21 protein-coding genes are annotated in these 26,523 nt (G+C 44.1%); 6 read left to right on the forward strand and 15 right to left on the reverse strand.

All coding sequences use genetic code 11. The annotated features are described in order from the left end of the window. The first annotated feature begins 131 nt into the window (after nucleotides 1-131). Nucleotides 132-488: a protein YmzB gene (gene ymzB / locus K8O68_RS04770; protein WP_230895797.1), complete on the forward strand. Its 357-nt coding sequence runs from the start codon at nucleotides 132-134 to the stop codon at nucleotides 486-488. 78 nt (nucleotides 489-566) lie between these two features. On the opposite strand, the gene K8O68_RS04775 is transcribed toward ymzB, so the two are convergent. The 8 genes from K8O68_RS04775 to K8O68_RS04810 all read right to left on the reverse strand — a co-directional run bounded on the left by K8O68_RS04775 (nucleotide 567) and on the right by K8O68_RS04810 (nucleotide 10,312). Continuing rightward, nucleotides 567-2,093, reverse strand: coding sequence for a BCCT family transporter (locus K8O68_RS04775; protein ID WP_230895798.1), 1,527 nt, complete (start codon nucleotides 2,091-2,093; stop codon nucleotides 567-569). Between the two features lie 460 nt (nucleotides 2,094-2,553). Then, nucleotides 2,554-2,835 carry a hypothetical protein gene (locus tag K8O68_RS04780; RefSeq protein WP_230895799.1) on the reverse strand — a complete coding sequence of 94 codons (282 nt, stop codon included), beginning with the start codon at nucleotides 2,833-2,835 and terminating at the stop codon, nucleotides 2,554-2,556. Nucleotides 2,836-2,843: 8 nt separating this feature from the next. Further along, a complete protein-coding gene (locus tag K8O68_RS04785) occupies nucleotides 2,844-2,984 on the reverse strand; it encodes a hypothetical protein (RefSeq protein ID WP_230895800.1) in 141 nt (46 codons plus the stop codon). Nucleotides 2,985-3,247: 263 nt separating this feature from the next. Continuing rightward, nucleotides 3,248-4,138, reverse strand: coding sequence for an IS3 family transposase (locus tag K8O68_RS04790; protein WP_230895801.1), 891 nt, complete (start codon nucleotides 4,136-4,138; stop codon nucleotides 3,248-3,250). A 59-nt stretch (nucleotides 4,139-4,197) separates the two neighbouring features. Continuing rightward, nucleotides 4,198-4,509, reverse strand: coding sequence for a transposase (locus tag K8O68_RS04795; protein WP_230895802.1), 312 nt, complete (start codon nucleotides 4,507-4,509; stop codon nucleotides 4,198-4,200). Between the two features lie 378 nt (nucleotides 4,510-4,887). Next, entirely contained in the window at nucleotides 4,888-6,729 is a 1,842-nt protein-coding gene (locus tag K8O68_RS04800) for a bifunctional metallophosphatase/5'-nucleotidase (protein WP_230895803.1), read from the reverse strand. A 582-nt stretch (nucleotides 6,730-7,311) separates the two neighbouring features. Continuing rightward, nucleotides 7,312-9,171: a bifunctional metallophosphatase/5'-nucleotidase gene (locus tag K8O68_RS04805; RefSeq protein WP_230895804.1), complete on the reverse strand. Its 1,860-nt coding sequence runs from the start codon at nucleotides 9,169-9,171 to the stop codon at nucleotides 7,312-7,314. 604 nt (nucleotides 9,172-9,775) lie between these two features. Further along, nucleotides 9,776-10,312 (reverse strand): GNAT family N-acetyltransferase, encoded by a 537-nt coding sequence (locus K8O68_RS04810; RefSeq protein ID WP_230895805.1) that lies wholly within the window; start codon nucleotides 10,310-10,312, stop codon nucleotides 9,776-9,778. A gap of 236 nt (nucleotides 10,313-10,548) precedes the next feature. Here K8O68_RS04810 and K8O68_RS04815 point away from each other — a divergent pair, with 236 nt between their 5' ends. The 5 genes from K8O68_RS04815 (at nucleotide 10,549) to K8O68_RS04835 (ending at nucleotide 17,641) form a co-directional block, all read left to right on the forward strand. After that, nucleotides 10,549-12,579 (forward strand): ATP-binding protein, encoded by a 2,031-nt coding sequence (locus K8O68_RS04815; RefSeq protein ID WP_230895806.1) that lies wholly within the window; start codon nucleotides 10,549-10,551, stop codon nucleotides 12,577-12,579. A 6-nt stretch (nucleotides 12,580-12,585) separates the two neighbouring features. Further along, entirely contained in the window at nucleotides 12,586-13,941 is a 1,356-nt protein-coding gene (locus K8O68_RS04820) for a sigma-54-dependent transcriptional regulator (RefSeq protein WP_230895807.1), read from the forward strand. Nucleotides 13,942-14,108: 167 nt separating this feature from the next. Beyond that, nucleotides 14,109-15,149 carry a TAXI family TRAP transporter solute-binding subunit gene (locus K8O68_RS04825; protein WP_230895808.1) on the forward strand — a complete coding sequence of 347 codons (1,041 nt, stop codon included), beginning with the start codon at nucleotides 14,109-14,111 and terminating at the stop codon, nucleotides 15,147-15,149. Between the two features lie 73 nt (nucleotides 15,150-15,222). Beyond that, nucleotides 15,223-15,666 (forward strand): DUF1850 domain-containing protein, encoded by a 444-nt coding sequence (locus K8O68_RS04830; RefSeq protein WP_230895809.1) that lies wholly within the window; start codon nucleotides 15,223-15,225, stop codon nucleotides 15,664-15,666. A gap of 4 nt (nucleotides 15,667-15,670) precedes the next feature. Continuing rightward, the gene (locus K8O68_RS04835; RefSeq protein ID WP_230895810.1) at nucleotides 15,671-17,641 is read left to right on the forward strand and encodes a TRAP transporter permease; all 1,971 of its coding nucleotides are present in this window, start codon (nucleotides 15,671-15,673) and stop codon (nucleotides 17,639-17,641) included. Nucleotides 17,642-18,447: 806 nt separating this feature from the next. Here K8O68_RS04835 and K8O68_RS04840 read toward each other — a convergent pair. The 7 genes from K8O68_RS04840 to K8O68_RS04870 form a co-directional block, all read right to left on the reverse strand. Beyond that, the gene (locus K8O68_RS04840) at nucleotides 18,448-21,165 is read right to left on the reverse strand and encodes a glycoside hydrolase family 2 protein (protein WP_230895811.1); all 2,718 of its coding nucleotides are present in this window, start codon (nucleotides 21,163-21,165) and stop codon (nucleotides 18,448-18,450) included. 18 nt (nucleotides 21,166-21,183) lie between these two features. Next, on the reverse strand, nucleotides 21,184-22,008 hold the full coding sequence (locus tag K8O68_RS04845) for a carbohydrate ABC transporter permease (protein ID WP_230895812.1): 825 nt from the start codon (nucleotides 22,006-22,008) through the stop codon (nucleotides 21,184-21,186). Nucleotides 22,009-22,021: 13 nt separating this feature from the next. Further along, nucleotides 22,022-22,966, reverse strand: a complete 945-nt coding sequence (locus K8O68_RS04850) for a carbohydrate ABC transporter permease (RefSeq protein ID WP_230895813.1) — start codon at nucleotides 22,964-22,966, stop codon at nucleotides 22,022-22,024. Between the two features lie 62 nt (nucleotides 22,967-23,028). Next, the gene (locus K8O68_RS04855) at nucleotides 23,029-24,309 is read right to left on the reverse strand and encodes an ABC transporter substrate-binding protein (RefSeq protein ID WP_230895814.1); all 1,281 of its coding nucleotides are present in this window, start codon (nucleotides 24,307-24,309) and stop codon (nucleotides 23,029-23,031) included. Between the two features lie 132 nt (nucleotides 24,310-24,441). Continuing rightward, nucleotides 24,442-25,371 carry an ArsR/SmtB family transcription factor gene (locus tag K8O68_RS04860; protein WP_230895815.1) on the reverse strand — a complete coding sequence of 310 codons (930 nt, stop codon included), beginning with the start codon at nucleotides 25,369-25,371 and terminating at the stop codon, nucleotides 24,442-24,444. 289 nt (nucleotides 25,372-25,660) lie between these two features. Beyond that, nucleotides 25,661-26,194, reverse strand: a complete 534-nt coding sequence (locus tag K8O68_RS04865; RefSeq protein ID WP_230895816.1) for a macro domain-containing protein — start codon at nucleotides 26,192-26,194, stop codon at nucleotides 25,661-25,663. Nucleotides 26,195-26,343: 149 nt separating this feature from the next. Continuing rightward, complete coding sequence (locus K8O68_RS04870) at nucleotides 26,344-26,523, reverse strand: hypothetical protein (RefSeq protein WP_230895817.1); 180 nt, start codon at nucleotides 26,521-26,523, stop codon at nucleotides 26,344-26,346.

Below are 26,523 nucleotides of genomic sequence, written 5' to 3' on the forward strand. Positions count from 1 at the left end.
GCTTCGGGTAAGGTAATATAACTTGTAAATAAAGGAACCACACGATTTTTCCATAAATGGCTGTTGGAAGGTTTGAATGATTTCCCTTTACGGGGGTCACATTAAATGCATATTAAAAGGAGGCAAGACTGATGAGCGAGCAGAATGAACAGGTTGTTGAGTGGCTGGAAGAGTTAAAAGGCCAGACGCTTTTTATTCAGAAAGATGAATTTGAAACCGGGAAAAATGACGTTCTTGCGACCGATAAAGTCCGTTTCCAGCTTGATTCTGTCGGCCTTAAAAACAACAGGAATGCGTCGATCGACGATTATGTAGCGAATGAAGAGATCGTGCTTTACGGTTCAGGAACAATTGAAACTGCTCAGGGAGAAACGGATTTACCTGAGAATGTCTATGAGATCCCTTTAACAGGAGAGGTTAAGGCGAATAAGCAGGATCCAAGCATCAGGCTGAGAACAGACGATGCGATGTATACCATTTTCACTTAAAAACAGAGTCAGAACGCAGTCTGAATAATTATAAAAGGAGGGAAATGCCTGACGTGCGTTTCCCTCCTTTTCATATTACTACCAGTCTTCTTTTTTCTCGACTTTATGGGTGGTGTAGCCTTCAATTCTTAGTGAGCGGTAAATCGCAAAGAGCATAGCCAGCATGATAAAGGTAAATGGAAATGCGGTTACAGTAGCGACCGCCTGCATGCCTTCAAGTCCTCCACTGAGAAGGAGAACGGTTGCGATGGACGATATTAAGAGCCCCCAAATGAGCAGCACCCGACCCTTCGGATTTAAATTACCGGAAGAGGAAAAGACACCGAGAACGTACGTCGCCGAGTTAGCGGATGTAATAAAGAAGATGGAAATCAGAATAAGCGCGCCAATACTGAATATCATTGAACCAGGAAGCTGTTCGAGCACGAGGAAGAAGCCTGCTTCCGGTTCTGCGGCAGTCTGTTCCGCAATAGTTGTTCCTTCGTTCATATCAGAATAAATGCCTGAACCTCCAAATGTCACGACCCAGACAAGTGTCAGCAGTGCCGGCACAAACAACACTCCGAAAATAAAATCCCTTAAGGAACGGCCTTTCGACACTCTAGCTATAAACGTCCCGACGAACGGGCTCCAGGAAATCACCCACGCCCAATAAAACAGTGTCCACTCTCCCATCCAGTCATTTTCTGAGTAAGGGGTGGTCATAAAGCTCATTTGAGGCAATTGTGTAAAGTACTGACCAAAAGTCAAGGTAATGTGTTCCATTATATAGACAGTCGGCCCGAGCGCAAGCCCAATAACAAGCAGCGCACCAGCAAGCCATAAGTTTGAAATACTTAAGTAACGCATCCCTTTATTTAAACCTGAAAGAACAGATATAAGAAATATAACTGTAACCACAGAGAGTATAATTAAATACACTAAATTATCAGGTTCTATAGCAAATACCTGGGAAAGTCCGCTGCCTACCTGCAAAGTGCTCATACCTAGTGAAGTAGCGATCCCTATTGTCGTTGCCACTATGACTACGACATCAATCGCCTTTCCTGGCCAGCGGTAGATTCCGTCCCCAATCAACGGGAAAAATGCTGAACTGACTAAGCCAGGCAGATTTTTACGGAACTTTGCAAAGGCTAGTCCTAAAGCAACGATCGCATAAATGCTCCAAGGATGAAGCCCCCAGTGAAACATACTGTAAATAAGACTCTGTTCTGCGGCAGCCTGAGTTTCTGCTTCTATGCCTCCGGTTGGCGAGTGAAAATGGGAAAGAGGTTCCCCAACTCCCCAGAAGACAAGGCCTACCCCCATACCGGCTGCAAACAGCATACCGAGCCATGTGAAAAACGAATATTCAGGCTTATCATTCTTATGGCCCAATTTCATATGCCTGTAGGGACCAAAGCCGAGAAAAAGACAGAACCCCAGAAAAATACCCGTGGAGATCACATAAAACCAGCCGAACTGTTCAATCATCTGGTCCATAATTGTCTGTGTGACCGCGGTCATGTTCTCCGGTGTAACTGCCCCCCATACCACAATGGATAAAATAATTATTGCTGAGATAATAAATACTATTTTTTCTTTAAATTGCTGCTTAACTTCCACGGGGCATACCTCCTTCACTAGTAGTCTCTACCACGAAGGAAATTAGCGGAAACGGAATATACGAAAAAAGAGCAATTACCTATAAAGGTATTGCCCCTCAGACCGTTTTAACAGATTAACAGACATTAACGGAATAGTTTATCGTATTTCAGCCCATACTGTCTCTATGTACACGTAACGTGATGAATATTGGCAGTGTTACCGGCTCCCTGAATATATTGGCAAGATTGGATTACTGGGCGGGTCAATTGACAGATAGTTTAGGAGGTTGTCTGGAATGAATAGAGAAGGTGATTTTTTTGTCGGGTTAATTTATGGAATTGGTTTTAGTATTCCTTTGTGGTTGTCATTTTTCGGCTGGGTTAAGCTAATCAGCAGGCTGGCTTCTTAAGAGCCTTTTCAGGCGAACCAGTATATCGTTTTGTATCGCTTCGTGTCGCCATGTATTGGTTGAATCGCCTTATATCGTCTGGTCTGTATCGCGGTGTCGTATCGTCAAGTATCGCCTTATATCGCTGCGTATCGTCATATATCGCTCTGCGGCGGTCATCCTCTCCGGTGTGTATGTAAGTACTTCCCTGCGGATGAAGAACATTGGCAGCATGCTTGCATCATGAGCCATAGACCTTTGCGTAAGGCGTGTTAAATATAACCTTGTATTGGGGTTCATGGAAGCCCCGTTAAACATAAAGTTCCTGGCGTTGTATCGCACAATATAAGTTTCCGTACCTGTGGTTCTCATTTCACTTCCTATTCTGTTCCCTCTTTCTTTAAAACTTCTTTTAACCGGTTTTCAATAAAAACCATCAGTTCCCGCGTTTCTCCCGACGAACTGCTTGAACCCCGTCCTTTAATTTCTTCCATAATCTGTTTGAGCTCCTCTACTCGCATTTTATACCCTCCTAAAACTTTAATAGCCCTAATTATGACTAGTACTTTAACACGGGCACGATACAAATGCCGTCGCAATCTGTCGAATTCTTAAATTATAACCAAGTTTTTCTACTAAATGTCAGATTGTACATATTCAGCTATGGGGTGGCGGGGTATTTCGTGAAGGTATTGTTGCACTTCGGGAGGGGATTGTTGCACTTCCGGTCCGACCCCCTAATTTCGGACACCTAATACCTTTTCCTAGCTAATTCTCAGAATTGCTACAATCTCACCTCCCTGGAAGGAAGCTTCCCTTTTAAGCTTAATAAATAATATTTCATAGGTGGGTAATCGTTGATACTGCCGTGGTAACGGCTATTGTTATAATGATCGATAAATCCCTCAATATAGAAATAAGCTTCTTCATAAAATTCAAAGACATGGCGATTAAAACATTCTCTTTGGATAACGCTGTGATAGGATTCAATGTAGGCATTCATATTAGGTGACTTTTTAGGAATCCGTTCGTGGAACACCTTATGATGGTCGCAAAAATCACCAAAGCTTTCACTAATAAACTGGGGACCATTATCTGTACGTATAATGAGCTTCTTTTCAAGTTCGCCTTCTTTAAAATGGATTTTACGTCGAATAAAAGCTTTTATTAACATATTTCGAATGTGTTTTGTCTGACATGTTGGCCCCAAGGTGTACCCCACAATGCATCGGTCGTAGACATCAATGGCGCTACATAGAAAGAAAAAACGCTTTGAATCCTGAATGGATCCGTATTTAATATCCACCTGCCACAACTGGTTAGGGCCAGTCACAGTCCGGTTTTTCGCCAGGTGTCTTGGATGTTTGGTTTTCTTTAAGCGGCGTTCTTTTAAAATTGATAGTTTTTTACAAAGTCGAAAGACTTTCTTCTTGTTTATGACCAAGTAATAGTGTTCCTTTAAATATAAAGTCCATTTTCTATAACCCATTGCGCCATAATAATCATCAACGTGCAGCTCCATTAAGTACTCTTCAATCTGGGCATCTGGGATGGCCTGGCCATTGGTAGTCAGGGAATACCCTGGCACTGGCCGGCCCCTTCTATTAAGTGTTGTCATCTTCTCACCCGGCTGATGATAGTAGTAATTTGAGCGGGCCAAATTCAGGGCTTTCATTGCTCTCGTAATCGGAAACCCCGCCTTAACCCATTGATCCACTTCCTTGAGTAAAAGTTTTATAGGGGGCCGTTTTTTTTAAGGGCTTCCCTTAACATAGCGACTTCTAATTCTTTTTCCCCAAGAAGCTTCATGGCTTGTTCGTATTTCTTTTCAAGCTCTTGTCTTGATGGCTGAGGTTTTAAAACTTCGACACCCTCGGCATCCATCTCATCCCGGACTTCCTCCTCATACATACTGATCCATCTGGATAACGTATTTCTTGAAATGCCGGCACTTTTAGCTGTGGTACTAATCTTATTTGACTCTAATGCCAAACGGACATACTTCTTTTTCACATCTTCGATAACATCTATTCTCTTATTCGGCACACCCTTCACACCTCCACTCAACTATTAAATTATATTTAGTTACAGTTTACATCGAAGAGGAATTTGGTGTCCAAATGATTAAGGGGGCTTAAGAGCTTTATTGGAGGATTGTGGCATTCGGGGCTTGAGTGCATAGTTCTGGACATCAACCGTGTGATGCCATACTTGTATAGTATCCAAGGGAGCACCGCTCCGGTTATTGCCCGGATTAACCCCCTTCCATTTCCGCGTTTGTCATTTTAGTTTACGACAAATTTCCCGGGAAATTGCCTTTTTTCTAAAACGGGAGGCAGTCCCTAAATATCTCTCCTTCCCAATCAACGCCAACAAAAAAAGCAAGAGGACCCATCCCCTTGCTCTAATAAACTATTAAAATAATTAGTCTGCTTGTTCAATCGAAATTCTGCCTTCGCCGTCTTCATAGTCAACAGCGCCTTCTGATTCCATCAGATCTTCTATTAGCTGGAACATGCCTGTTGTCACATAGCCGGCAGCTTCCTGAACGACTGTGGCAGCTGAGAAGTCATAACCGTCTCCGCCTTCAGACATGAAGTTGTTAGTAACGAGAGTATACGTTTCATTGTCGTCAATCGGTTGACCGTCAACATATAAATCAGCGTCCACAAACTCCTCATTTTCGTCTACATAAATCGTGAACGTTAAGCCGGAAGTTTGCAGGTCATTTTGAGTACGGTATGAATAAGAATATTCAACCACGTCTCTTAAGTCTGCGCCCGTAATTTCCAGTTCACTCAGCTCATTGCCAAAAGGTTCAACCGTATAAATATCTGCCGCCCGGATATCACCTGCATCAATATTGGCACGGATGCCGCCATTGTTTGTAATCGCTATATCAGCATTTAGAGCTTCTTTCATCGAATCTGTCCAGAAGTTCCCGAGGGAAGTATCTCTCGCCCAGCGAGCATCACGGCTTAAGCCGGTATTGGTATGCCCTACGACTTCTTCCAGAAGCTCTTCAGCTTCAGCGTTATAGGCATCAACCATATCCTGCACGTCTTGATTTACTTCTGTGAGTTCTCCCACATCCTGCAAATAGTAATCATTAAAAGTGACATCTGTGCCATCGAGTTCAAGGTTGAAATGGCCAACGAAAAGAGCATCGCTGCCTGCCTGTACGACAGGAGTGCCATTTACAATGTCTGCTTCAAATACTCTGCTGTGAGAGTGGCCGCCGACAATAACATCAAAGAAATCTACATTCTCTGCAAGATTTTTATCAGCGCTGTTTCCTATATGTGTCAAAGCGATTAAGATATCTGTTTCGTCTTGTAAGTATGAATACTGTTCAGCTGTTTCAACATAATCATGGAACTCAAGTCCCGCAATACCGGATAAACGAGTAGCAGGCGGATTTTGAGTCAATGAGAAAACCCCTACGTCTACTCCGTCAATCTCATAAATTTCGTATGGTTTTGGCTGCTGAATCGGAATATCAGGAACGACAACCTCCATATTAGCGCTCAACCAGTCGAAGTCTGATTCGGCTTCTCTTGCGGCGAAAGCCTCCTGGCCATAATCAAACTCATGGTTACCGATCGCCATAGCGTCCAGTCCCATTTCGTTTAAAAGTGCTACGATCGGCTCGCCGTCCTGCAAATCAACAACGGCGTTCCCGCTGAAAATATCGCCCGCGTCAAGGAACATATAGTTGTCTGCCTCCGAACCTTTTTCATCAATAAACGCGGAAATTTTTCCGAAGTTATCAATCTTTGAATGGATATCGTTTGTGTGGAAAATATCCAGTACAAACGGGTATTCGTCTGCGTCACTATAATCGAAATCGATTTCAAAATCGTTAATAATAAGAGTTCCTGCCAAACCGTCAAGATCATCATTCCCGTGTTCAACCGTCACAAGTGAACGATCTTCTGAAGAAACCTCGTAAGCTGTCAATTCCGGCTCGACGACCGTCTCGTCTTCCAACTCGACTGTAACATCTACCATTCTGTTAATATCCAGACCTTTAGGATAGGTTTTGTCAAAATCAATGACAAAACTGGTAGTGTCAAGAACCTGTATGTCTTCCACACTTCGTTTCGGGCCATGCGGTGCCCCTTCGCTATTGCCTCTTTGTTCACCAGCCTGACCGTTCCCATTTCCCTGGTTCGCCCCAGCCGGAGCAGCAAAAGTTCCCGCCGTAAGAATGGCTGCCATAGCTGCAACAGACACTTTACGGTACATTTTTGCATGTTTCTTCATAAAATAATTCCTCCCTTAACACGAGTTTTGGGTAATCTGTCACTCTATCACCTGAGTAGCTAGGGTAATAGCAGTTTAAGTATAATCTTCTGCTGTAAATAAAGTAAACTTTTAAAAGACAGACGACCGACCATTGCATGTGCTTATGCTCAGTATATAAGTAATAGTTTCTTTCCAATAAGCATGAAAACAAATAATTTACCAGTAAAAACAAGTATAACTAACATAGTATTTTTCTAATATATGGAAATATCGCGCGCTGCTTAGTCCGTAGAGCATCAGCTTTTCAATAGTTCAATTAAATTTATTGTCACTTCCCCAGCCAAACTATTTGCATTTATTTATGAGTAGTTAATAGTCAAAAAATAATTAAATTTGGCTCTTTTTATGGGAATATACGGCATTTACAGAGAGTAATAGATACTTTTTTAAAGAATCGCTTAATTGGTTACATAATAGGCATGAAATTAGACTCACTTTTCCATTTTTCAAAAAATAAGTTTAAAAACACACTTCATTTGGCCTAGTGTCTAAAAAAAAGCAAGGGGACTGATCCCCTTACTTCAGATGCATCCAAAATAATTACTCTGCATCCTCTATTGTAATTCTGCCTTCGCCGTCTTCATAGTCGACAGCGCCTTCTGAATCCATCAGATAATCCATCCACTGGAACATTGCGTTTGTGATGTAGCCGCCTTCCATTTGAATGATTTCAGCTGCGGAGAAGTCATAGCCTCCTCCACCTTCTGCCATATAGTTAGGAGCCACAAGCGTATACAAAGCGTCTTCATCCAGAGGTTCCCCATCAATATACAAGTCGGCGTCTGCATACTCACCATTTTCATCAACATAAATCGTATACTCAAAACCTGAAGCCTGAAGATCAATTTGATGGCGGTCATCACGCGTGAAACTGTACTCAATTACATCATACAAAGCTGCTCCGCTAATTTCCATTTCTGTCAGCTCATTGGCAAACGGCTCAACCGTATAAATGTCGCCGGCAGTAATCTCCCCAGGCTCAATACTTGCGCGTATACCGCCATTATTTGTAATAGCAAGGTCAGCGTCAAGAGCCTCCCTCATTGCATCAACGATGAAGTTGCCAAGAGACGTATCCCTCTCATACCGTGCTTCGCGATATAAACCAGTATTTGTATAACCGACCACTTCTTCAAGAAGCTCTTCAGCTTCAGCGTTGTAGGCGTCAATCATGTCCTGGACGTCCTGATTGACTTCTGTCAGTTCTTCCACATCCTGAAGATAATAGTCATTAAAAGTGACATCTGTTCCGTCAAATTCAAGGTTGAAGTGTCCTACGAATAAGGAGTCAGCGCCTGCCTGAACAACAGGTGTCCCATTCACAATATCCGCTTCAAAAATTCTGCTGTGGGAGTGTCCTCCGACAATAACATCGAAGAAATCAACATTTTCAGCAAGGTGTTTATCAGCTCTGTTTCCAATATGTGTTAAAGCAATTAAAATATCTGTTTCGTCCTGTAAATATGAATATTGTTCAGCCGTTTCTACATAATCATGAAAGTCAATTCCGACAATGCCGGAAGGATTAGTAGCCGGCGGGCTTTGTGTTAAACCGAAAATCCCAACGTCCACACCATCGATTTCATAAATTTCATAAGGTTTCGGCTGCTGGATCGCAATGTCAGGGTCAATGACTTCCATATTGGCACTTAACCAGTCAAATTCAGCCTGCTCTTCTCTCGCAGCAAAAGCTTCCTGGCCATAATCGAATTCATGGTTTCCGATCGCCATAGCGTCGAGTCCCATTTCATTTAACAAAGCGACGATAGGCTCCCCGTCCTGCAGGTCAACGACAGCATTACCACTGAAAATATCCCCTGCATCAAGGTACAGATAGTTGTCGGCTTCCGCCCCTTTTTCATTAATAAAGGCAGAAATTTTTCCTAAAGGATCAATCTTTGAATGAATATCATTTGTATGGAAAATATCCAGAACAAACGGCTCTTCGTCTGCTTCACTGTAATCAAAATCGATTTCAAAATCATTAACGGTCAGCGTGCCTGCCAAGCCGTCAAGATCGTCGTTCCCGTGCTCAACCGTTACAAGTGACCGGTCCTCTGAAGAAACCTCGTAATCTGTTAAAGCAGGTTCAATAACCGTGTCGTCATCCAGTTCGACTGTGACGTCTACCATTCTGTTAATATCCAGACCTTTAGGATACGTTTTGTCAAAATCAATGACAAAGCTGGTAGAATCAAGTGCTGAGACATCTTCAACCGTTCGTTTCGGGCCATGAGGAGCGTTTTCACTGTTTCCCCGCTGTTCACTTACCTTGCCGTTCCCATTCCCGTTACCCTGGTGCCCTTCAGCAAACGCCGCCGGAGCCACCGTACCGGCTGTCAGTAACCCTGCAAGCACTGCCACGGAAATTTTGCGAGTCATTTCTGAACCGTTCTTCATTCGATTTCCTCCCTTAAATAATGTAGTCGATAACCTATCAATCTACCTATGATGGTCATACTCTGTAAGTATAAAGTCGGCCAGGAAATTTTGTAAACGTTTTATTATCAGACGTCAGACCAATTTGAGTATTTTTTCACGGGACAGGAGGTAGAGATTACAGTCATGAAATTCAAACTCTCTTTTCCATCTTTTCTTCCCCGCAAAAATTAATTCACTAGTCTTTTAGTATAAAAAGGGGGAAATACAGCTGTATCAATAATTCGCTTCTATTATTTAAGGTATGGTATGGAAACCTCCATAAAAATATATTAAGAAATCATTGTCAAAAAATATATAATTTTGGCTCTTTTTATGGTAATAAATGGTTTAAAATCATGGTAAATACGCTTTATTTTTCAACCGCTGCGCCCAGTGTAGGCTTAAAGTCATTAAATTTATGACTATTTATTAATAAAGTAATTGAGATCTGTCACTTATACGCATTAGACCTACTCCTTTTTACAGGCATAAATTTAAACCGCGGAAGAACCTCCACGGCTTTACATTCGTCAAACTAGTGATCAGCTGAATTCACCTTTAAAAGCGAATGACTGACTGTCACTTAATCTTGATCTCTCTTAAGTTTGGAATACATTTTCAGGTCCACATACTGCCCTTTCGACAGCTCGGCTTCTCTAAGAGTTCCTTCATATTGAAAACTGAGTTTTTCAAGCATCTTAACAGACTTGTGATTTTCTGCCTCAACTTTAGCTTCGATCCGGTTCATATTCATCGACTTGAAAGCATAGCGGACCAGTCCGGATACAGTTTCTGACCCATAGCCTTTTCCCCAGTGCCTGGAAGAAAGTTCGTAGCCTATTTCTGTTTTGGCATTTACTTTGTCAATAAGATTGTAGCCGCAGGATCCAAGAAGTCCGCCGGATGCTTTGTCAATAATTGCAAATCGAACAGCTTCCTTTTTCTCTGAAAGGCTATTAAATAAACTGATCATTTCTTCTGCCTGGCTTTCATCTGAAAAAGGAGTAATATTCATATATTTTGTCACTTCAAGATCAGACCAGATACTGAATAATGCGGGTGTATCATCAAGCGTTACTTCTCTTAATATGAGCCTTTCAGTGTGGATTGGTAAAAACAAAGCGATCCCTCCTTCTCTGCTTAATCTTATATAAGCAAACTGATTATGTCTATATGGACCTCCGGACAGCCCCATGTCTGGTTAAGAGCCCTCAATCAAACCTCAACCCTAAAGAATATACTTTTTTTTCAAGTAGGATGCCATGCCCATTACTGCTAAAATTATTGATGAACCGGCTCGCACAAATTAGTTCGAATATTCGAAAATCCCCGCTCACTAAAGGAGGTGCTCTAAAGGTGAAACATATCTTGATTATTGCCTTACTTACCGGAATGCTCATTAGTCAGCCGGTCTCCCCTGCAATGGCTGCCGACCACCGTGCTCAAGCTGAAACTGACACGCATTCCGAACCTCTCATTGTGGCTTATGATCCTGAGCTTGTTCCTCTCCATACGGAGGACGGTGAAAACCGCGGCTTTTCCATTGAATTAATGGATCGTATATCAGAGGCTGCCGGCTTAGATATTGTTTATGAACCGATGACAAAATCGGAAGCGATTGCAAAGATTAATGACCAGGAAATCGATATTATTTTAAGTATTCCTTTCTCGGAAAAGCATTCCACTATGATGGAATTTACAGATTCCGTTTTTTCCACTTCGGTCGGAATTCTGACACGAGTTGATGATGATGACATAGACGTTGTGACAGACCTGTCCGAGTCACTGGTCGCCTTGCAAAATGAAACGGTCGAATATGAATTTTTAAGAAACATCAGGCGCATTCATTTTCAGGTTGCGAGCAGCCAGCGGCGTGCGCTTGATATCTTCATAGAAGGCCGGGCCGATGCTTTTGCTGGGAATGTCGTAACCGCAAACACCCTGCTGGAACAGTATGGCCTGGAAGGTGAGTATACGTTTGCCGATTCCCATCTGCTGCATGTGGATTATTCGTTCGCTGTTCAAAGGGAGAATTATTCCCTCTTGAATCAGTTAAACTCTGAAATCCGCCGGATGAAAGCCTCGGGAGCATACAGCGAATTGTATGATCAACACTTTCAGGATGACGATCCATTTGCCAGGTGGCTGTTAATTTCCGTCCAGGTTGCAGCGGGCCTTTTAATTATCCTGCTTTTATTATTTCTTATCAGTATTCGCTGGAACCGCCAGCTGCAAACAAAAGTAGAAAAGAAAACAGCTGATTTAAATGAACTAAACAGCTCCCTTTTACAGCAAGTAGAGTTGAAACGGAATAACAACGAATTTTTAAATCAGATACTGGACAGCAGTCCCCGCGGAATTGTCACCCTGGACAAAAGCGGCAAAATTACAAAGTTTAATCCGCAGGCCACACAAGTCTCAGGTATAACGGATCCTCCCCTTCACATCCCTTACAAAGAAGTGGACCTGGTTTGTGAGCTGCTGAAAGAAAAAGCTGAACGTGTCCTAAAAGGAGAAAAAGTGCGTTTTTTAGGGGAACATATGAACTGGACAAGAAGCGACGGACACTTTTTTCAATTGCGGTATTTCGTTTACCCGCTTTATAACTACGACCAGCAGATCAACGGACTGATTCTGACTTTTGAAGACGTGACGGAAGAATTCACGTTAAGAAAAAAGCTGTTTGAACAGGAAAAAAACCAGGCGTTAAGCCGTGTAGTCGCAGGAATTGCCCATGAAATCAGGAACCCGCTCAGTTCAATCAAAACATTTGTTGAACTGATTCCGACTAAAATGCACAATGAAAAATTTCAGCAGCAAATCTCCACTTATGTGCCGAAAGAAATCGTCCGGGTCAGTGAGCTGATCGAGGGGCTGATAAACTACGCCCGTCCCCGGCATCAGACGATCGAAGTGATTCATGTCAAAAAACTGCTTCACGAATGCTTTATTTTGTTTGAACGTACAGCTGCGAATAAAGGCTTTGAATTTCATTTTGATGTTCCGGATGATTTATTTATTGAAGCCGACCCTCACCAGCTGAAACAGATTATTATCAATTTAATTATTAACTCACTGGATGCCCTTGAAGAAAAGCAGGCAGCAGACCCGGCCGAAGAACGGAACCCGCTAATACTGACCCTTGCCGCTCACAAAAACCAGCACACCATTTCTATTGAAGTCACTGATAATGGCATCGGTATGACCAGTGAAGAACGCAAAAAAATACTGGAACCTTTTTATACGACAAAATCAAAAGGGACAGGGCTCGGGCTTGCAATAGCCGGACAGCTGATTGAAGAAAATGACGGAGAGTTAAAGATAACGAGCCGTAAAAATGAAGGGACAAAAATGACGCTTATTTTTAAGGCTTCAGGAAGGGAATGATACAGCATGATTAACATTTTAATCTTGGATGATGAACAGGCCATCTGCTCGTCGTTAACCTTCGCTCTCGAAGATGACTACAACGTCACAGCGACGACAGAGCCGCAGGAAGCTTTAAATCTTGTGGAGCATCATGTTTACCAGATCTGCCTGCTCGATCTGAAAATAGGAAATACCGATGGGGTTGACGTACTAAAGCAGTTTAAACAGCTTCAGCCGGCGATGGAAGTCATCATGATTACCGCTTACGGAACAATTGAAACGTCTGTCGCCGCTTTGCAAAACGGCGCTTTTTCCTACGTCACCAAACCAGTTAATATGGATGAACTTAAGGCCAACATTGAAAAGGCGCTCAAATATAAAGAACTGAACCAGCAAGTTGAATACTTATCCAAAGAGCTGCAAAAGAAATACCGCTATGAGGAAATGGTAGGCCAGAGCAAGGAGATGCAGAAAGTGTTCAGCCTTGTCGACAAAGTCAAGGAAGTAGACACAAATGTACTCATCACCGGTGAGAGCGGCACAGGCAAAGAACTGATTGCCAGGGCGATTCACTATTCAGGCAAGCGGACAAAAGGCCCTTTGGAAATTGTTAATTGCGCAGCCATTCCTGAACAGCTTCTTGAAAGCGAATTGTTCGGCTATGAAAAAGGGGCTTTTACCGGAGCTGTCAGTCCCAAGCCCGGAAAGTTTGAGATGGCAAACAAAGGGACACTATTTCTTGATGAAATCGGGGACATGCCTCATTCCCTTCAGGCAAAACTGTTGAGAATCCTGCAGACAAAAGAGGTCACGCGTTTAGGCTCGAATGAAACGAAAACATTGGATGTGAGAGTTATCGCGGCGACAAACCTGGATCTGGAAAAAGAAATGGAGGAAGGAAACTTCAGAGAAGACCTTTATTTCCGCCTTAACGTCATTGAGATTCATACCCCTCCACTCCGGGACAGGAAAAGTGACCTGCCTTACCTGATTAATTATTTTATTGATAAAAACCACCGGGAGCTTGGTCTTCCCCGCAAAACATTAACTAAAGAAGCAGAAGCAAGAATGACCGCCTATGATTATCCCGGCAACATCAGAGAACTGGCAAACATCATTGAAGCCTCCATGGTGTTTGCCGAAGGAGATGAAATAGGTGTCTCAGACTTACCCGGTTCAATGAAACGCTCCGGTAAACAGAGAGCAAACCCTTCCGCCTCCTTGCAGCCTTTTATCGGTCTTACCGCCAAGGAACTGGAGAAACAGTTTATATTAACCAACTTAGAACACCAGGACGGCCATAAAAAGAATACAGCCCTCGCATTAGGGATCAGTGAACGCAGTCTCAGAGATAAGCTGAAGCAATACGAACAGGAATAATTCATTTCTGGGCAACCGGCATTTCTTTCACAACCGGCAGATAATGCCGGTATTTCCTGCCCTGTAAATGTATGCGTTTTCAACAAAAACGCACAAGGTCAACAATTCTGAAAATTGGCATGATTATTGCAACTTATATTAGCAACACATCTTAAGGGGGATTTCACATGAAAAAATCATTAACAGTGTTGTTAGGCGGACTATTGTCAGTTGGGTTAGTTGCATGCGGAGATGAAGATAATGGGGGTAACAACGCAGACGGGGATGATACCGCTGCGGCAAACGAAAACACTAATAACAATGGAGACGAGTCAGCAGGTCTGGATGAAGATTTATTTGTAACCGTTGCCACGGGTGGTACCTCAGGGGTCTACTATCCGATCGGCGGCGCCATCGCTAATATTCTCGAAGGAGATCTTGGCATAGATACATCAGTCCAGTCTACTGGAGCGTCTGTGGAAAATATTAACCTGCTCGATACAAACCGTGCAGAACTTGCGATCACAATGGCTGATGCTGTGGCGCAGGCTTATGAAGGAACGGGTCCTTTTGAAGACGAAGCACCGAAGGAAAACTTAACGGGATTAGCCGCCTTGTACCCTAACTTTGTTCAAGTCGTGACAACAGAGGACACAGGCATTGAATCCATAGAAGATTTAGAAGGCCGAAGCGTAGGGGTTGGAGCACCGGGGTCTGGTGTCGAGCTTAACGCTCGAATGATTTTGGAGGCTCACGGCATGACCTACGATGATATTGATGAAGATTTCCTTTCATACAGTGAAGCCATCGATCAGATCAAAAATGGAATGGTTGAGGCTGCCTTTGTTACAAGCGGCGTTCCAAATGCGACCGTTATAGATTTATCTACCACACATGATGCGAAAGTCCTTCCTATCGAAGGAGAAGCGATGGACAGCCTGATGGAAGAGTATCCGTTCTTCTCTACCGGAACGATTGAAGGAGGCACATACGACCAGGAAGAGGATGTCAACACAGCGACTATTACAAACCTTTTGCTTGTGAACAGCGAATTATCAGAAGATGCAGTATATGAAATAACAAAATCACTGTTCGAAAACCTGGATACGATCCACAGTTCCCATAATGCGGCTCAGGATATTACGCTTGAAACGATCCAGGAAGGAATGCCTGTCCCATTGCACCCGGGCGCCGAGCGTTTTTTTGAAGAAGAAGGCGTACTTGACTAAATGAGGAGGGAAGCAGGGGAAACATCCGTTTCCTCTGCACTTTGCCATGACGGGAAAACTGTTAGCAGCTGCAATGATGATTTTGGCCTTCACTTTTACGGCATCTTTATTTCAGTCTGACGAAGAACAAGTCCGGCTCATTTTTGAAGAGGCGCGAACAGGAGAAGTGCTTCTCGAAGCTGAGGCAAACAGAGGAGACCGCCTCACATTCTCATGGATTCACTCCGTGGAGAAAACGCCATGGAATGAAACGTACGAAATTCAGGAAGACAACAGGCTTCTTTTAAAAAGTACGAGCTTTGCCTCTTATGGAGCCGGTGTTCCCCATCAAAAAGGGGAAATGAAAATTGAAAACGGATTGATTACCTATGACAATATTGACGAACATTTCAATAGCCTTTCATGGATTCATTCGCACGAGGCCAAACATGAAATGAACCTGAATAACGAAATCATCTTGTCAGTTAACGACCTTCCACACCATGAAGCAATAAGACTGACTGTTGAAAAGAGGTGACCCGATGAGCGAAGAAAACCAGCTCGGGGAAAAAGAGAAAAAAGTTTTAGAGAAGTATGATAACGAATCGCGGTTCAGGGACTTCCGTTTCAGGCCGGCCGCTCTCATTGTTTCAGGGATGGCGATCGCTTTATCGCTTTACCACTTGTATACGTCTTATTTCGGCACCCCTGTTACTTTACAGCACCGTTCCCTGCATGTGGCAGTGGTTCTGGCTTTAATCTTCCTTATTTACCCGGCTTTTAAAAAGCTCGACAGGAGCAAACTGCACTGGTACGACGTGATATTTGCTTTACTCGCGTTGTCTACGACCGTTTATATTTTTGCCGACTACGATGGGATTATCAGACGCGGCGGCATGCCGAATGACATGGACCTCGTATTCGGAGCCATCCTGGTCGTTCTCACGCTGGAAGCCGCCCGAAGAGTAGCAGGGTGGGCCCTTCCCACACTGGCTGTCCTCTTTTTACTTTACGGCCTGTACGGCAATTCGTTAGCAGGCATTTTCCGTCACCGGGGATATGAATGGGACGAAATCGTCAGTTTTATGTATACGACAACTGAGGGTGTGTACGGCACAGCGATCAGTGTATCCGCCACCTACATCTTCCTGTTTATTCTGTTTGGAGCTTTTCTGTCCAAATCAGGAATGGGCCAGTTTTTCAATGATTTAGCCATGGCCATCGCAGGGCAGACAAAAGGCGGACCGGCTAAAGTATCCGTTATTGCCAGCGGTTTTCTCGGAAGTATTAACGGGGCTGCTGTCGCCAACGTCGTCACCACCGGATCGTTTACGATCCCTTTGATGAAAAAAATCGGTTATAAGAAAAATTTTGCCGGAGCCGTTGAAGCTTCAGCCAGTGTCGGCGGGCAGATTCTGCCGCCTATTATGGGGGCCGCTGCCTTCATTATGGCTGAAATACTGGGAATTCCTTACCGGGACATTGCTTTAGCAGCCCTTCTTCCAGCTTTGCTGTTTTATCTTGGGGTCATCGTGCAAATTCACCTGAGGGCAACCAAAGAAGGACTTAAAGGAATCTCCAGGGACAATCTCCCTCGCATTATGGATGTCATGAAAGAACGGGGCCATTTATTGATTCCGCTGTTATTTTTAATGTATATGCTGTTCTTCAGCGGACGGACGATTATTTACTCGGCATTCCTGACGATTCTTGTGACCGTGGCAATCGCTATGCTTCGCAAAACGACACGGATGACGCTTAGAGATATCGTCCAGGCATTGGAAAACGGGGCGCGGACGGCGCTCACTGTTGCGATTGCCTGTGCTTCTGTCGGCCTGATTGTCGGAATAGCTACACTCACAGGCTTCGGTCTGAAGTTAGCAAACAGTATTGTGACATTAGGCGGAGAATCACTTCTGCTTACGCTGATGTTTACGATGGTAGCCTGTATTGTACTTGGAATGGGGCTTCCGAGTATTCCGACCTACATCATCACAGCGACGATGGCCGCTCCTGCACTTGTGGAACTCGGCATTGAGCCGCTCGTGGCCCACTTGTTTGTTTTCTACTTCGGTATTTTCGCTAACATTACGCCTCCGGTGGCTCTCGCCTCCTTTGCGGCTGCGGGAATATCGGGGGGCGAACAGATGCGGACCGGATTTATATCGATGAAACTCGCCATCGCAGGTTTCATCGTCCCTTACATCTTTGTTTATAATAATAACTTGCTTCTGATCAATACGACTTTCCTGGAAGGAGTCCTGGTCGTCGTCACCTCAATCACAGGCGTGGTGATGCTCGGCATTGCGGCAGAAGGCTACTTCTTAACAAGAATAAATCCGATCATACGGGTTCTCCTGTTTGGCGGAGCGTTATTATTTATGAACCCGAACTGGATCCAGGACATCATCGCCGTTTCCATTATCGCCATTGTAATCGTCGTGCAATGGATGCGAGCTAAAAAGGAAGGCGGATTTAACCTGCCGATTACAGATTCACCTAAAGTAAGTTAAAGAGTTTTCGGGAACCTGGAAGTTTCAAGAGATGATTCTCTTGCTTCCAGGTTTTTTCGAGGGTAGGGTTTCGGGAAATGGAGGAATGCTGGAATAGGGAGGCGCTGGAGGTGCAGGTTTATTTTGGGGAGGAGATGTCCGCTCATTGTGGCTCACGGCACCTGAGCGGGTGATATATTACTTTTATCATCCTCTTACTCCTGCTTCCGACGCGTGAGCGGCTCATATTTCTCGATTATCACCCGCTCACTACGGCTCTCGCCCCTTGAGCGGCTCATATTTCTCGATTATCACCTACTTACCGAGCCTCACTCCTCTTGACCGGCTCTTACAAAAATCTTTTTCAAAAAGCCCCGCCCCGTCCCCTTACCGTGACAAAAACTCAAATAATTTAACAAACCTTTACATGATCTATAAATTCTCTAAACAATTACCTGATAACATACTAACTGTAAGAGGAGATCTCAAATGTTTCCCCCCTTTGCATGAAGTTATCCCCCCCCTGATAGCTTCATAAATTTACCGGTCTTAAGCGCTGCATCCGCCTAAGGCCGGTTATTTTTACCTTTTTCACACTTGCTTGTCTAATAAATCTCCAGCACTCCCCGCCCCATTTTTAAAGACTGCTGAACTGAAAAGAAGCAAAGAGCGATGCTCCCTGCTTCTCCCGTTGCTGTCCCCAGATTACGGTGCCACTCCATGCTGCCCTGTGCCACACGAGGCTGCGCCAGGTCACATCCAAGTTTGCAGCCTACTTTCTATTCTCTCGTTTTTCGACCCGGCTCAATTATTTCTTGCCGATTCTTTCAACCCTCATGACGCTCCGAGTCTTGATCAATGACTTGTTTAATAATATGGCCGGCTAACGGCTGACTTGTTAAATTTTCGAGCAGCTTCCATGTTGTGACGTAAACCGTACCTGTGCCTACTCTCTGCTTAATAAATGAGCCGCCCACCTGGCCGATCCACCCTTCAAAATACACGCCAAGAATATCACTTGTCTCGGCATAATGCGGATTGCCGAAGAGGTAAACGGTTCTGCCGCCTTCTTTGCTGTAATCAGTAAATGGAATAATGCTGTCAGGGTAAAGACCTTCCATTTCCCATCCCAGCTCTTTTCTTATAGGCAATTCACCAAAAAACGTCTTATTTACAGCCTGCATAGAGGAAGAGCGCTGCCAGCTTTCCCCCGGAGGGAGCTGTTTGAACGAATAATAGCCTTTATTCGATATCTCATCGCCTTGTTCAGCAAAAAATACAACTGTCTTTCCTTCTCTCGTCGCTTGGGCTGCTTCCGGAGTCCATTCTGCCGCCAGTATAACCTCAGCCTCGCCAACAGAATCAACAGCAGTTCCTCCCATTTGTTCAAAAGCATCTACCGTTTCCGATGACAAAGCTGCCGGATAAAAACGGCACCTCATATTTTTAACCTTTGGAGCAAACATCAACTCTTCTGTTACTTCACAGCTGTTCACCCCGTTTTCAACAAAATGAAGATGAAGGTTTTTTAATTCAGGTCCTGCCACTTCCGGAACAGAAAAACGAATGGCTTCCTCCAGTTTAGTGACTGGATCCGCGTTAAGGTGAGCAGGGAAAGATCCCTTCAAATCTGTCCCCGGAATCTCCCAATGCACGTCTCCTTTCAGAGAATAATGACTGTGGTTTGAAAAATAGAGGTCGATGACGACCGTATCTCCGCACCAGGCATTTCTATTAGAAATTTCCGGCACCATAATCATTTCCCCATTAAAAGTACGCATCTCTTCCGGCTTAAACTTCGGTTGGCGCAAGTAGTCCAGCCAGCCGTTTGTTTCCCACTCCACATCGGTAAATTCGGTGACGACGTACCCGCTCAGGTCTTTACGTTTTCTCATTTCCTGGATCAAAGATTTAATCCCGCGGAACATCCGCTTTCGGGATACGTCAGTTAGTTCGTTGAAATCCTTGAACATGTGATCAAACTGAAACCTTTGAAAATTCATTTCTGCTGTTTTCGGAGATTTATAGTCTTCATTATGCGTCTCATCACCCTGGTTTTGAAACCACCATGGCTCTCCTCCATAATGTTTAAATAATTTTTCTACATCCGGAAGGCCCCACATGCCAAATTCTGAAACGATGACCGGTTCCTGCCTCGATTCAAACCCATCGACGAAATTTAATGTTTTGTCTCCGACTATAAATGTATCGAGGTCTTTCTCCCATTCTTCTTTTTGTTCAGGCATAGTAAAGTAGCGGTGATAGTCATTTATATCTGTCTTCACGTGGATCCACCCTGAATTATCACAAATTAAACGGGAGGGATCCATTTGTTTAATCCGGTTAAACAGTTCCTCTACGTGAGTTTGTTTTTCTTCATCCTGGGACAGAGTCCATTCCAGCCCCCATTCTTCGTTATACAGAGACCAGATAATGATGGAAGGGTGATTGTAATCCCTTTGGATCATCGCTTCCAAATCCTGTTCAAACCGTTTCGTGCCCTGCTTCGTCCATTTAATATAATTTGGAGGCTCGGCCCAGATAAGCATTCCAAGGCGGTCTGCCCAGTAAAGGTAACGGGGCAGTTCAATTTTAATGTGTTTCCTGAGCATGTTAAGGCCCATTTTTTTGGCTTGTTCAATTTCGTTAATAATGTACTCATCCGACGGGGCCGAATATATCGTATCTGGGTAGTAAGCCTGGTCAAGCGCTCCCCGCAGATACAAAGGCTTGCCGTTTAAATAGAGCGTCCTTTCTCTGAATGAAATATGGCGCATGCCAAAGACCGCTGAGTCTTCCTCACCATTCGTAATCCCGGCTTTAATCCGGTAGAGGGCGGGATGGTCCGGCGACCACTGTTCTGCCCCTGTCATGGAAAAAGCAAATGTATTCTTTTTTTCCGACAAAGCCGCTTCCACCGGCGGATTGAGGGGCTTATCGCTGTCATCCGGATATGGCATACAGCTGATATGTGCCAAAACAGGTTCCAGCGGTTTTTCGGACAAAGTGACTGTCACTTTCGCTTCTTGTTTATCGCAATCAGGTGTCACATGAATGCTTTCAATAAACAGATCTTCATTTATTTCGAGCCAGACGTCCTGCCAGATTCCGCTCACTCTTGTATACCAGCTGCCTTGTTTCCCGATTGGAATCTCTGCATTATCCTGAGGGTCATATACTCTGACGACGACCCGCTGCTGGCCGGTTTCATTTAACTTATTCGTGATATCGATTGAAAAAGGGGTAAATCCTCCCTCATGGCTTCCTGCATATTTTCCGTTGATCCATACCATCGCCTCATAATCGACAGCTGCAAAATGGAGGTGAATTTTTTTTCCTGCTCCGGGCTGATCGATACTCACTTCCTTTTCGTACCACGCCATACCTGTATAATGAAGCAGGACGCCGCCCTCAGTCTGCCAAATATGCGGGACAGTTACGTCCATTCCCTGCGGAAGGCCCTCCTGCCAGGACTCCCTTTCCCCGGTTTGAGCCGGGTCTTTATTGAATTTCCACACGCCGTTAAGGTCTATTTTTTTTCCCATAATGGTCCCCTCCGTCATTTACTTGATCCCGGTCATGGCAATTCCTTTAATAATCTGTTTCTGGAAAATCAGAAAGAAGATTAAAGCAGGAATACTCGCCAGCACATTGGCAGCCATAGGCACAGTTAAATCAGTTGTGAAACTGCTTTGAAAGGTAGGGATGGCTACCGGCAGCGTCATCATACTCTGGTCATTGGCTACGAGAAGCGGCCAGAGAAAGTTGTTCCATGATTGCACGAATATAAAAATGGCCAATGCTGCCATTGATGTGCGGGACAGCGGTAAAAAGATACTCCACCAGATCCTCAGCAAGTTGGCCCCATCAATTTTAGCGGCTTCCATCAGATCATTCGGGATGCCGTCATAAAACTGTTTGAGTATTAGTACGCCAAGAGGCAGAGCGATTCCCGGAAGGATCAGAGCGGGATAGCTGTTTACCCAGCCTAACTGGACAATCATCTCATATAAAGGGACAATTGTAGCTTCCACCGGAACCATTAAGCCGGCCAAAATTAACAGAAATATAAAGGTTTTTCCTTTGAAAGGGATCCGTGAAATGGCGAATGCCGCAAGTGAGCTTAATAAAAGCGTCCCTGCCGTTTGGATGACACCAACAATGACACTGTTGATCGTCCACCTCCAAATCATGGATGATTCCTGAACTCTCACATAACTTTCCATTGTGTAAGGCGGGGTAAGCAGTTCTCCAATGACAGTAACAATTGAGTTGATCGGCTTGAAAGACACCCAAAACATCCAAACAATCGGTATCAGCATAATGGCTACAAGCCCGTAAGCCGCAATATATGCCGGTAAACGGGTTGATCTGACTTTGTTTTTCATCCAGCTTCCCCCCTTAATCTTCTTTTTTGATTAATAATTTGTATTGGATAAAAGCAAAAATCATCATCACAAGGAAAAGAACGTAGGACACCGCGGAGGCATATCCGGGGTTCCAGTTCCTGAAACCGAGTTCATAAATATACTGAACAAGCGGACGGGTCGAGGTGCCGGGGCCCCCGCCAGTCATAAGCCACGGCTGACCAAAAAGTTTAAAAGAGGCAACCGACTGCAGGATGACGACTAATGTGAGAACGCCGCGCAGCGAAGGAAGTGTAATGTGCCAAAATTTCTGCCAGGCATTCGCGCCGTCCATATCCGCTGCTTCATACCACTCTTCTGATATATCCTGGAGGCCTGCTAAAAACAGGACCATATTAAAACCAACTGTCCACCAAAGTGTAGCTATTAAAATAGACAGCCAGGCCAGTGCGGTTTCACCGAGCCAGAAAATTTCGCCGTCAATCAGCCCAATGGATCTGAGTATTTCATTTAACAGCCCGGTATACGGCTGAAAAATAAACACGAAAATACTCGCCATAACTGAAATTGACAGCATGTATGGAACGAAAAAGGCCGCCCGTATAAATGTCGTTCCTTTTAAACCAATGTTAACGAGCAAGGCCATCAAAAGGCCAAGTACTACAATAGAAGGGGTGGAAATAAGCACAAAGAGAACCGTATTCCATAAAGCCTCCCAAAAATAAGCATCTGTTAACATTGTCATATAATTGCTTAACCCTACAAATTCCCTGTCTCCGCCAAATCCGCCCGTTGTCAGGCTTATAATAAACCCTTCAACGATCGGGTAGACCATAAAAATGAGATATAAAAGGACAAACGGCAGAAGAAACAACCATGCGGTTAAGTTTGTTTTCCAGATCTCACGTTTCTTTATTTTGCTGAGTTTCATTTCTTTCTTCTGAGTATCGTTCGCTTCCACATCTGTTAATTTTTGCAATTTTCTGTCACCCCCTATTAATAAAGAGGAGGGGAGCAAATGAATTGCGTCCCCTCATTAAATTAATTTTGCTCAATAGCGTTCTGAGCATTCCTCTCTGCTGTCTCAAGACCTTCTTCCGGCGTCATATCGCTGTTCAATACTTGAGAGAACTGCTGGATCATGACATCATTAACAGCTCCTAAAGCGGGGTGGTTAGGCATATACTCCACGTCTGCCAAAACATCCGCATATCCGGGACGGTAGTCAAGCTCCAGATAGTCTTCTGATTCAAGTATGGCCGGCTTGGATGGCACATGGCCTGCCTGGGCCCAGTACGCGCCATTATCAGCTAACCAGTCCGCAAATATAAGTGCGGCTTTTTTCTGTTCTTCACTATCCTGGGAAGGTAAAATCAGCGTATGAGAATCTCCCCATGCTTTGCTGTCGTCAAACAGCTGAGGAATAGGGCTTGCACCAAACTCCAGTCCTTCTTCCTGCTCGTAGTTACCCGTTGCCCAGACGCCCGCAAAGTTAAAAGCGGCTCTTCCGGAACGGAATAAATCATAACCGTTAGTAACATTTCTCGGCCATAAATCTTCCTCGACCATATTTTTCATTGCCGTTAAAGCTTCTATCCCTTCAGGGCTGTTCATGACGGCTTCATCACCTTCAATATACGAACCGCCAAGCTGGGCGTTCATCGTATACCATATCCAGAAAGGATAAACTTCATTTGTATTAGAAACAAACGGAAACACGTCATCAGCTACATTTTCTTCAATCGTTTTCAAGTCTTCAACAAACTGGTCTATTCCTCCGTCAAGTTCATATTCGCCGTCTTCGTTAAGTAGCCCGGCCTCTTCCAGGTACGCTTTGTTGTAGTACATAATAAGCGCATGAGCATCCAGAGGAACCGCATAATGCGCATCATCAAAGATGGTCGCCTCTAACTGGTTTTCACTATACTCTGACCAATCGACATCTGCTTCGCCAGCTAACTCATCCAATTCTTCCACATTACCGCCAGGGACTAATTCAATAAGACGTGACGCGTGGGCGATCGCTACATCCGGGCCAGTTTGTGAATTCATAGCCGTTCTGAGTTTTGTGTAATATTCTTCCCATTCAATATTTAGCATGCTAACCTCGATATCTTCGTGCTCGTCATTAAACTGCCCTACGAGACTTTCCATATACTCTCCGTCACCGCCGCTGAAAGGAACCCAGTAATTAAGGTCCACTTGTGAAGCGCTTTCATTTTCTTCCGCACTTGAACCTTCTCCTTCACCTTCTGCGCCACATCCAACAAGACTGATTACAACCAATAATGAGACCGACAATGCTAACACATAATTTCTCACGTTTTAATACCCCCTTAGTAATGTGGTCTTGCTTATGGCATTATTGTAACACCTTTTCTTGTTTTATTCAAACTTTTTTGAAAATAAAAATCAAAGAAAATGCTGCCATAAATGGCAGCAGCTATTCAGACCTCACCCTTCAGAATGTTGACTGTGACGCATTCTGACAAGCAAATCCTGGTCGTAATTCCCAAATTTAGCTCCGAATAAGTTTAATCCTCCCCGGTTAACAGCATCTTTTTTTATACCAAGTTTTATGGAAATGAAAGGCATCTCATGTATATTTAAATCTTTTATAGTCGTGTCACTTTTTAAATGCATGCCGTCGAGAAAACAACCTTGCTCTGTTATTTTAAAATTTTTCAGCATGCCGTACTGGGTGTAATTTATCAGCCACCAGTCCGGCGTCAGGAACCCTCTTTCGCCGCCAAAGTCACTTGGGGACGTCCATGTCCCTGCTTCAACGCCATTAACCCATAACGTGATATCCGATGGCCAGTCCAATTTATGATAAGGCGCTTCTGAACATATTTCTGCTGTGAATTCGAACTCCGTCGCCCGGGTGCCCCGGGGCAGCCGGTTAGGAAAACGGTATTCAACATAGCCATCCCTGAAAAAAATTAATTGTGCTTTTTTCCTGTCAGGCTCATAAAACGAGCGCGGATCGTCCTGGATGCCAATATAATCATCTTCTCCTACAATCCCGCAGCTTGGTTTTACTTGGCAGTCAACGAATTCTCCAATAGGCATTTCCATTATAATTTCATTTTTCTCTTCTTTATTTTCCTTCTTGAAAAGCTCCACCATAATCCTGTCATAATTAATGGAATTTACCTTCTGTGTTCCCCGCCCAGGCACCATTTCAGTAGAGATTAAATTAACATCTTCAAGCTTTTTGACGTTTGCCGCTGTCGTTGAAAAAGGCAAATTTAACTTTTCCGCGAGTTCATTTACGTTGTGAGGTTTTTCACTTAAAATTTTTAAAATTTCCATTCTATGTTTATTAGCTATCGCTTTACTAATATCGAGTGCGTTATCGAAGTTCAGGTGAAGTGTTTTCATAGTCCCCATCCTTTTATTACTTGTTTTCTTATAATAAGTATATCTTGATTAAAAGGCTCTGTCACATGCTTTGAAGGGACCAGTTTATGGAACAGGGATTGTTCCGCGCAGTTATTATAAAAGCGTCCCATCTTCAGTGAGTTTAGACATTGGATTTTTATTACCACCCAAAGCGTAAAAAAACCCGCCTTTTTTTAAAGACGGGTTTAACACAGCTAATCAAATTGATTCAGGGTGAAAATATAAATTTCACCTGCTGATTGCGGGACAATGTGATTAGAGGTAATGTTCAGCCAACCCTGTGATTCATATACTCCCGATACTTCTCTGCTTCCTGTTCACTGAATAATACGAACCTGACTGTGTTGACGTGTTTTAATCCGCTCAGCTTTTTCAGGACAGCGGAAACCGCCACGTCAAGCGCGTCATCAAACGGATAACCGAACACACCTGCAGATATGGCCGGAAAGGCGACACTCTCCAATTTTTCCTGGTCGGCCAGGTGAAGGGCTCTTTCATAGCAGCTTGCGAGCAGCCGCTCTTCCGGCTTGTCTTTGCCGTAAACCGGTCCTAGACAATGAATGACCGCGTCGTTAGGCAAGTTAAATGCAGGAGTGATCACCGCTTCACCCGGCTTAATCGGCGCAAAATTATGTCCAGCTTCCGCAAGTTCTGGCCCTGCAGCCGTGTGGAGCGCTCCGGCGACACCCCCGCCTGTCACAAGCTGGGCGTTAGCCGCATTGACCACCGCTGCCATATCTTCCTGAGCCGCAATGTTTCCTTGAGTGACTTCAATCGTTTTTCCGTTTACTGTCCATTGCATCTGGCAATCCTCCTTTTTTTCTCATGTGGTTTAATAAGGGCGTATTCTGTTATGTAGCTAAAGGAAATAAATGTCCCTTTTAGTAAAGCCAGCGAGCCATCTGTTAATTTATGGGTCGCTGTTTACCCGCTGAATTATAATTAGTCTAATTAGCTGATTGAATGGGTGAAATCGCTGATTGAATTGAATTTTCGCTGATAGGAGCCCGTGTTTCGCTGATTGAATTGAATTTTCGCTGATTGCACCCCATTTTTCGCTGATTGAGCACAAATATCCCCGATAGAGATAAACCATCCCGGATAAAAAGGCTGTTTGTCTTTCATAATCAC

The organism is Salipaludibacillus sp. CUR1 (assembly GCF_021028955.1).
GTDB lineage: Bacteria > Bacillota > Bacilli > Bacillales > Salisediminibacteriaceae > Salipaludibacillus.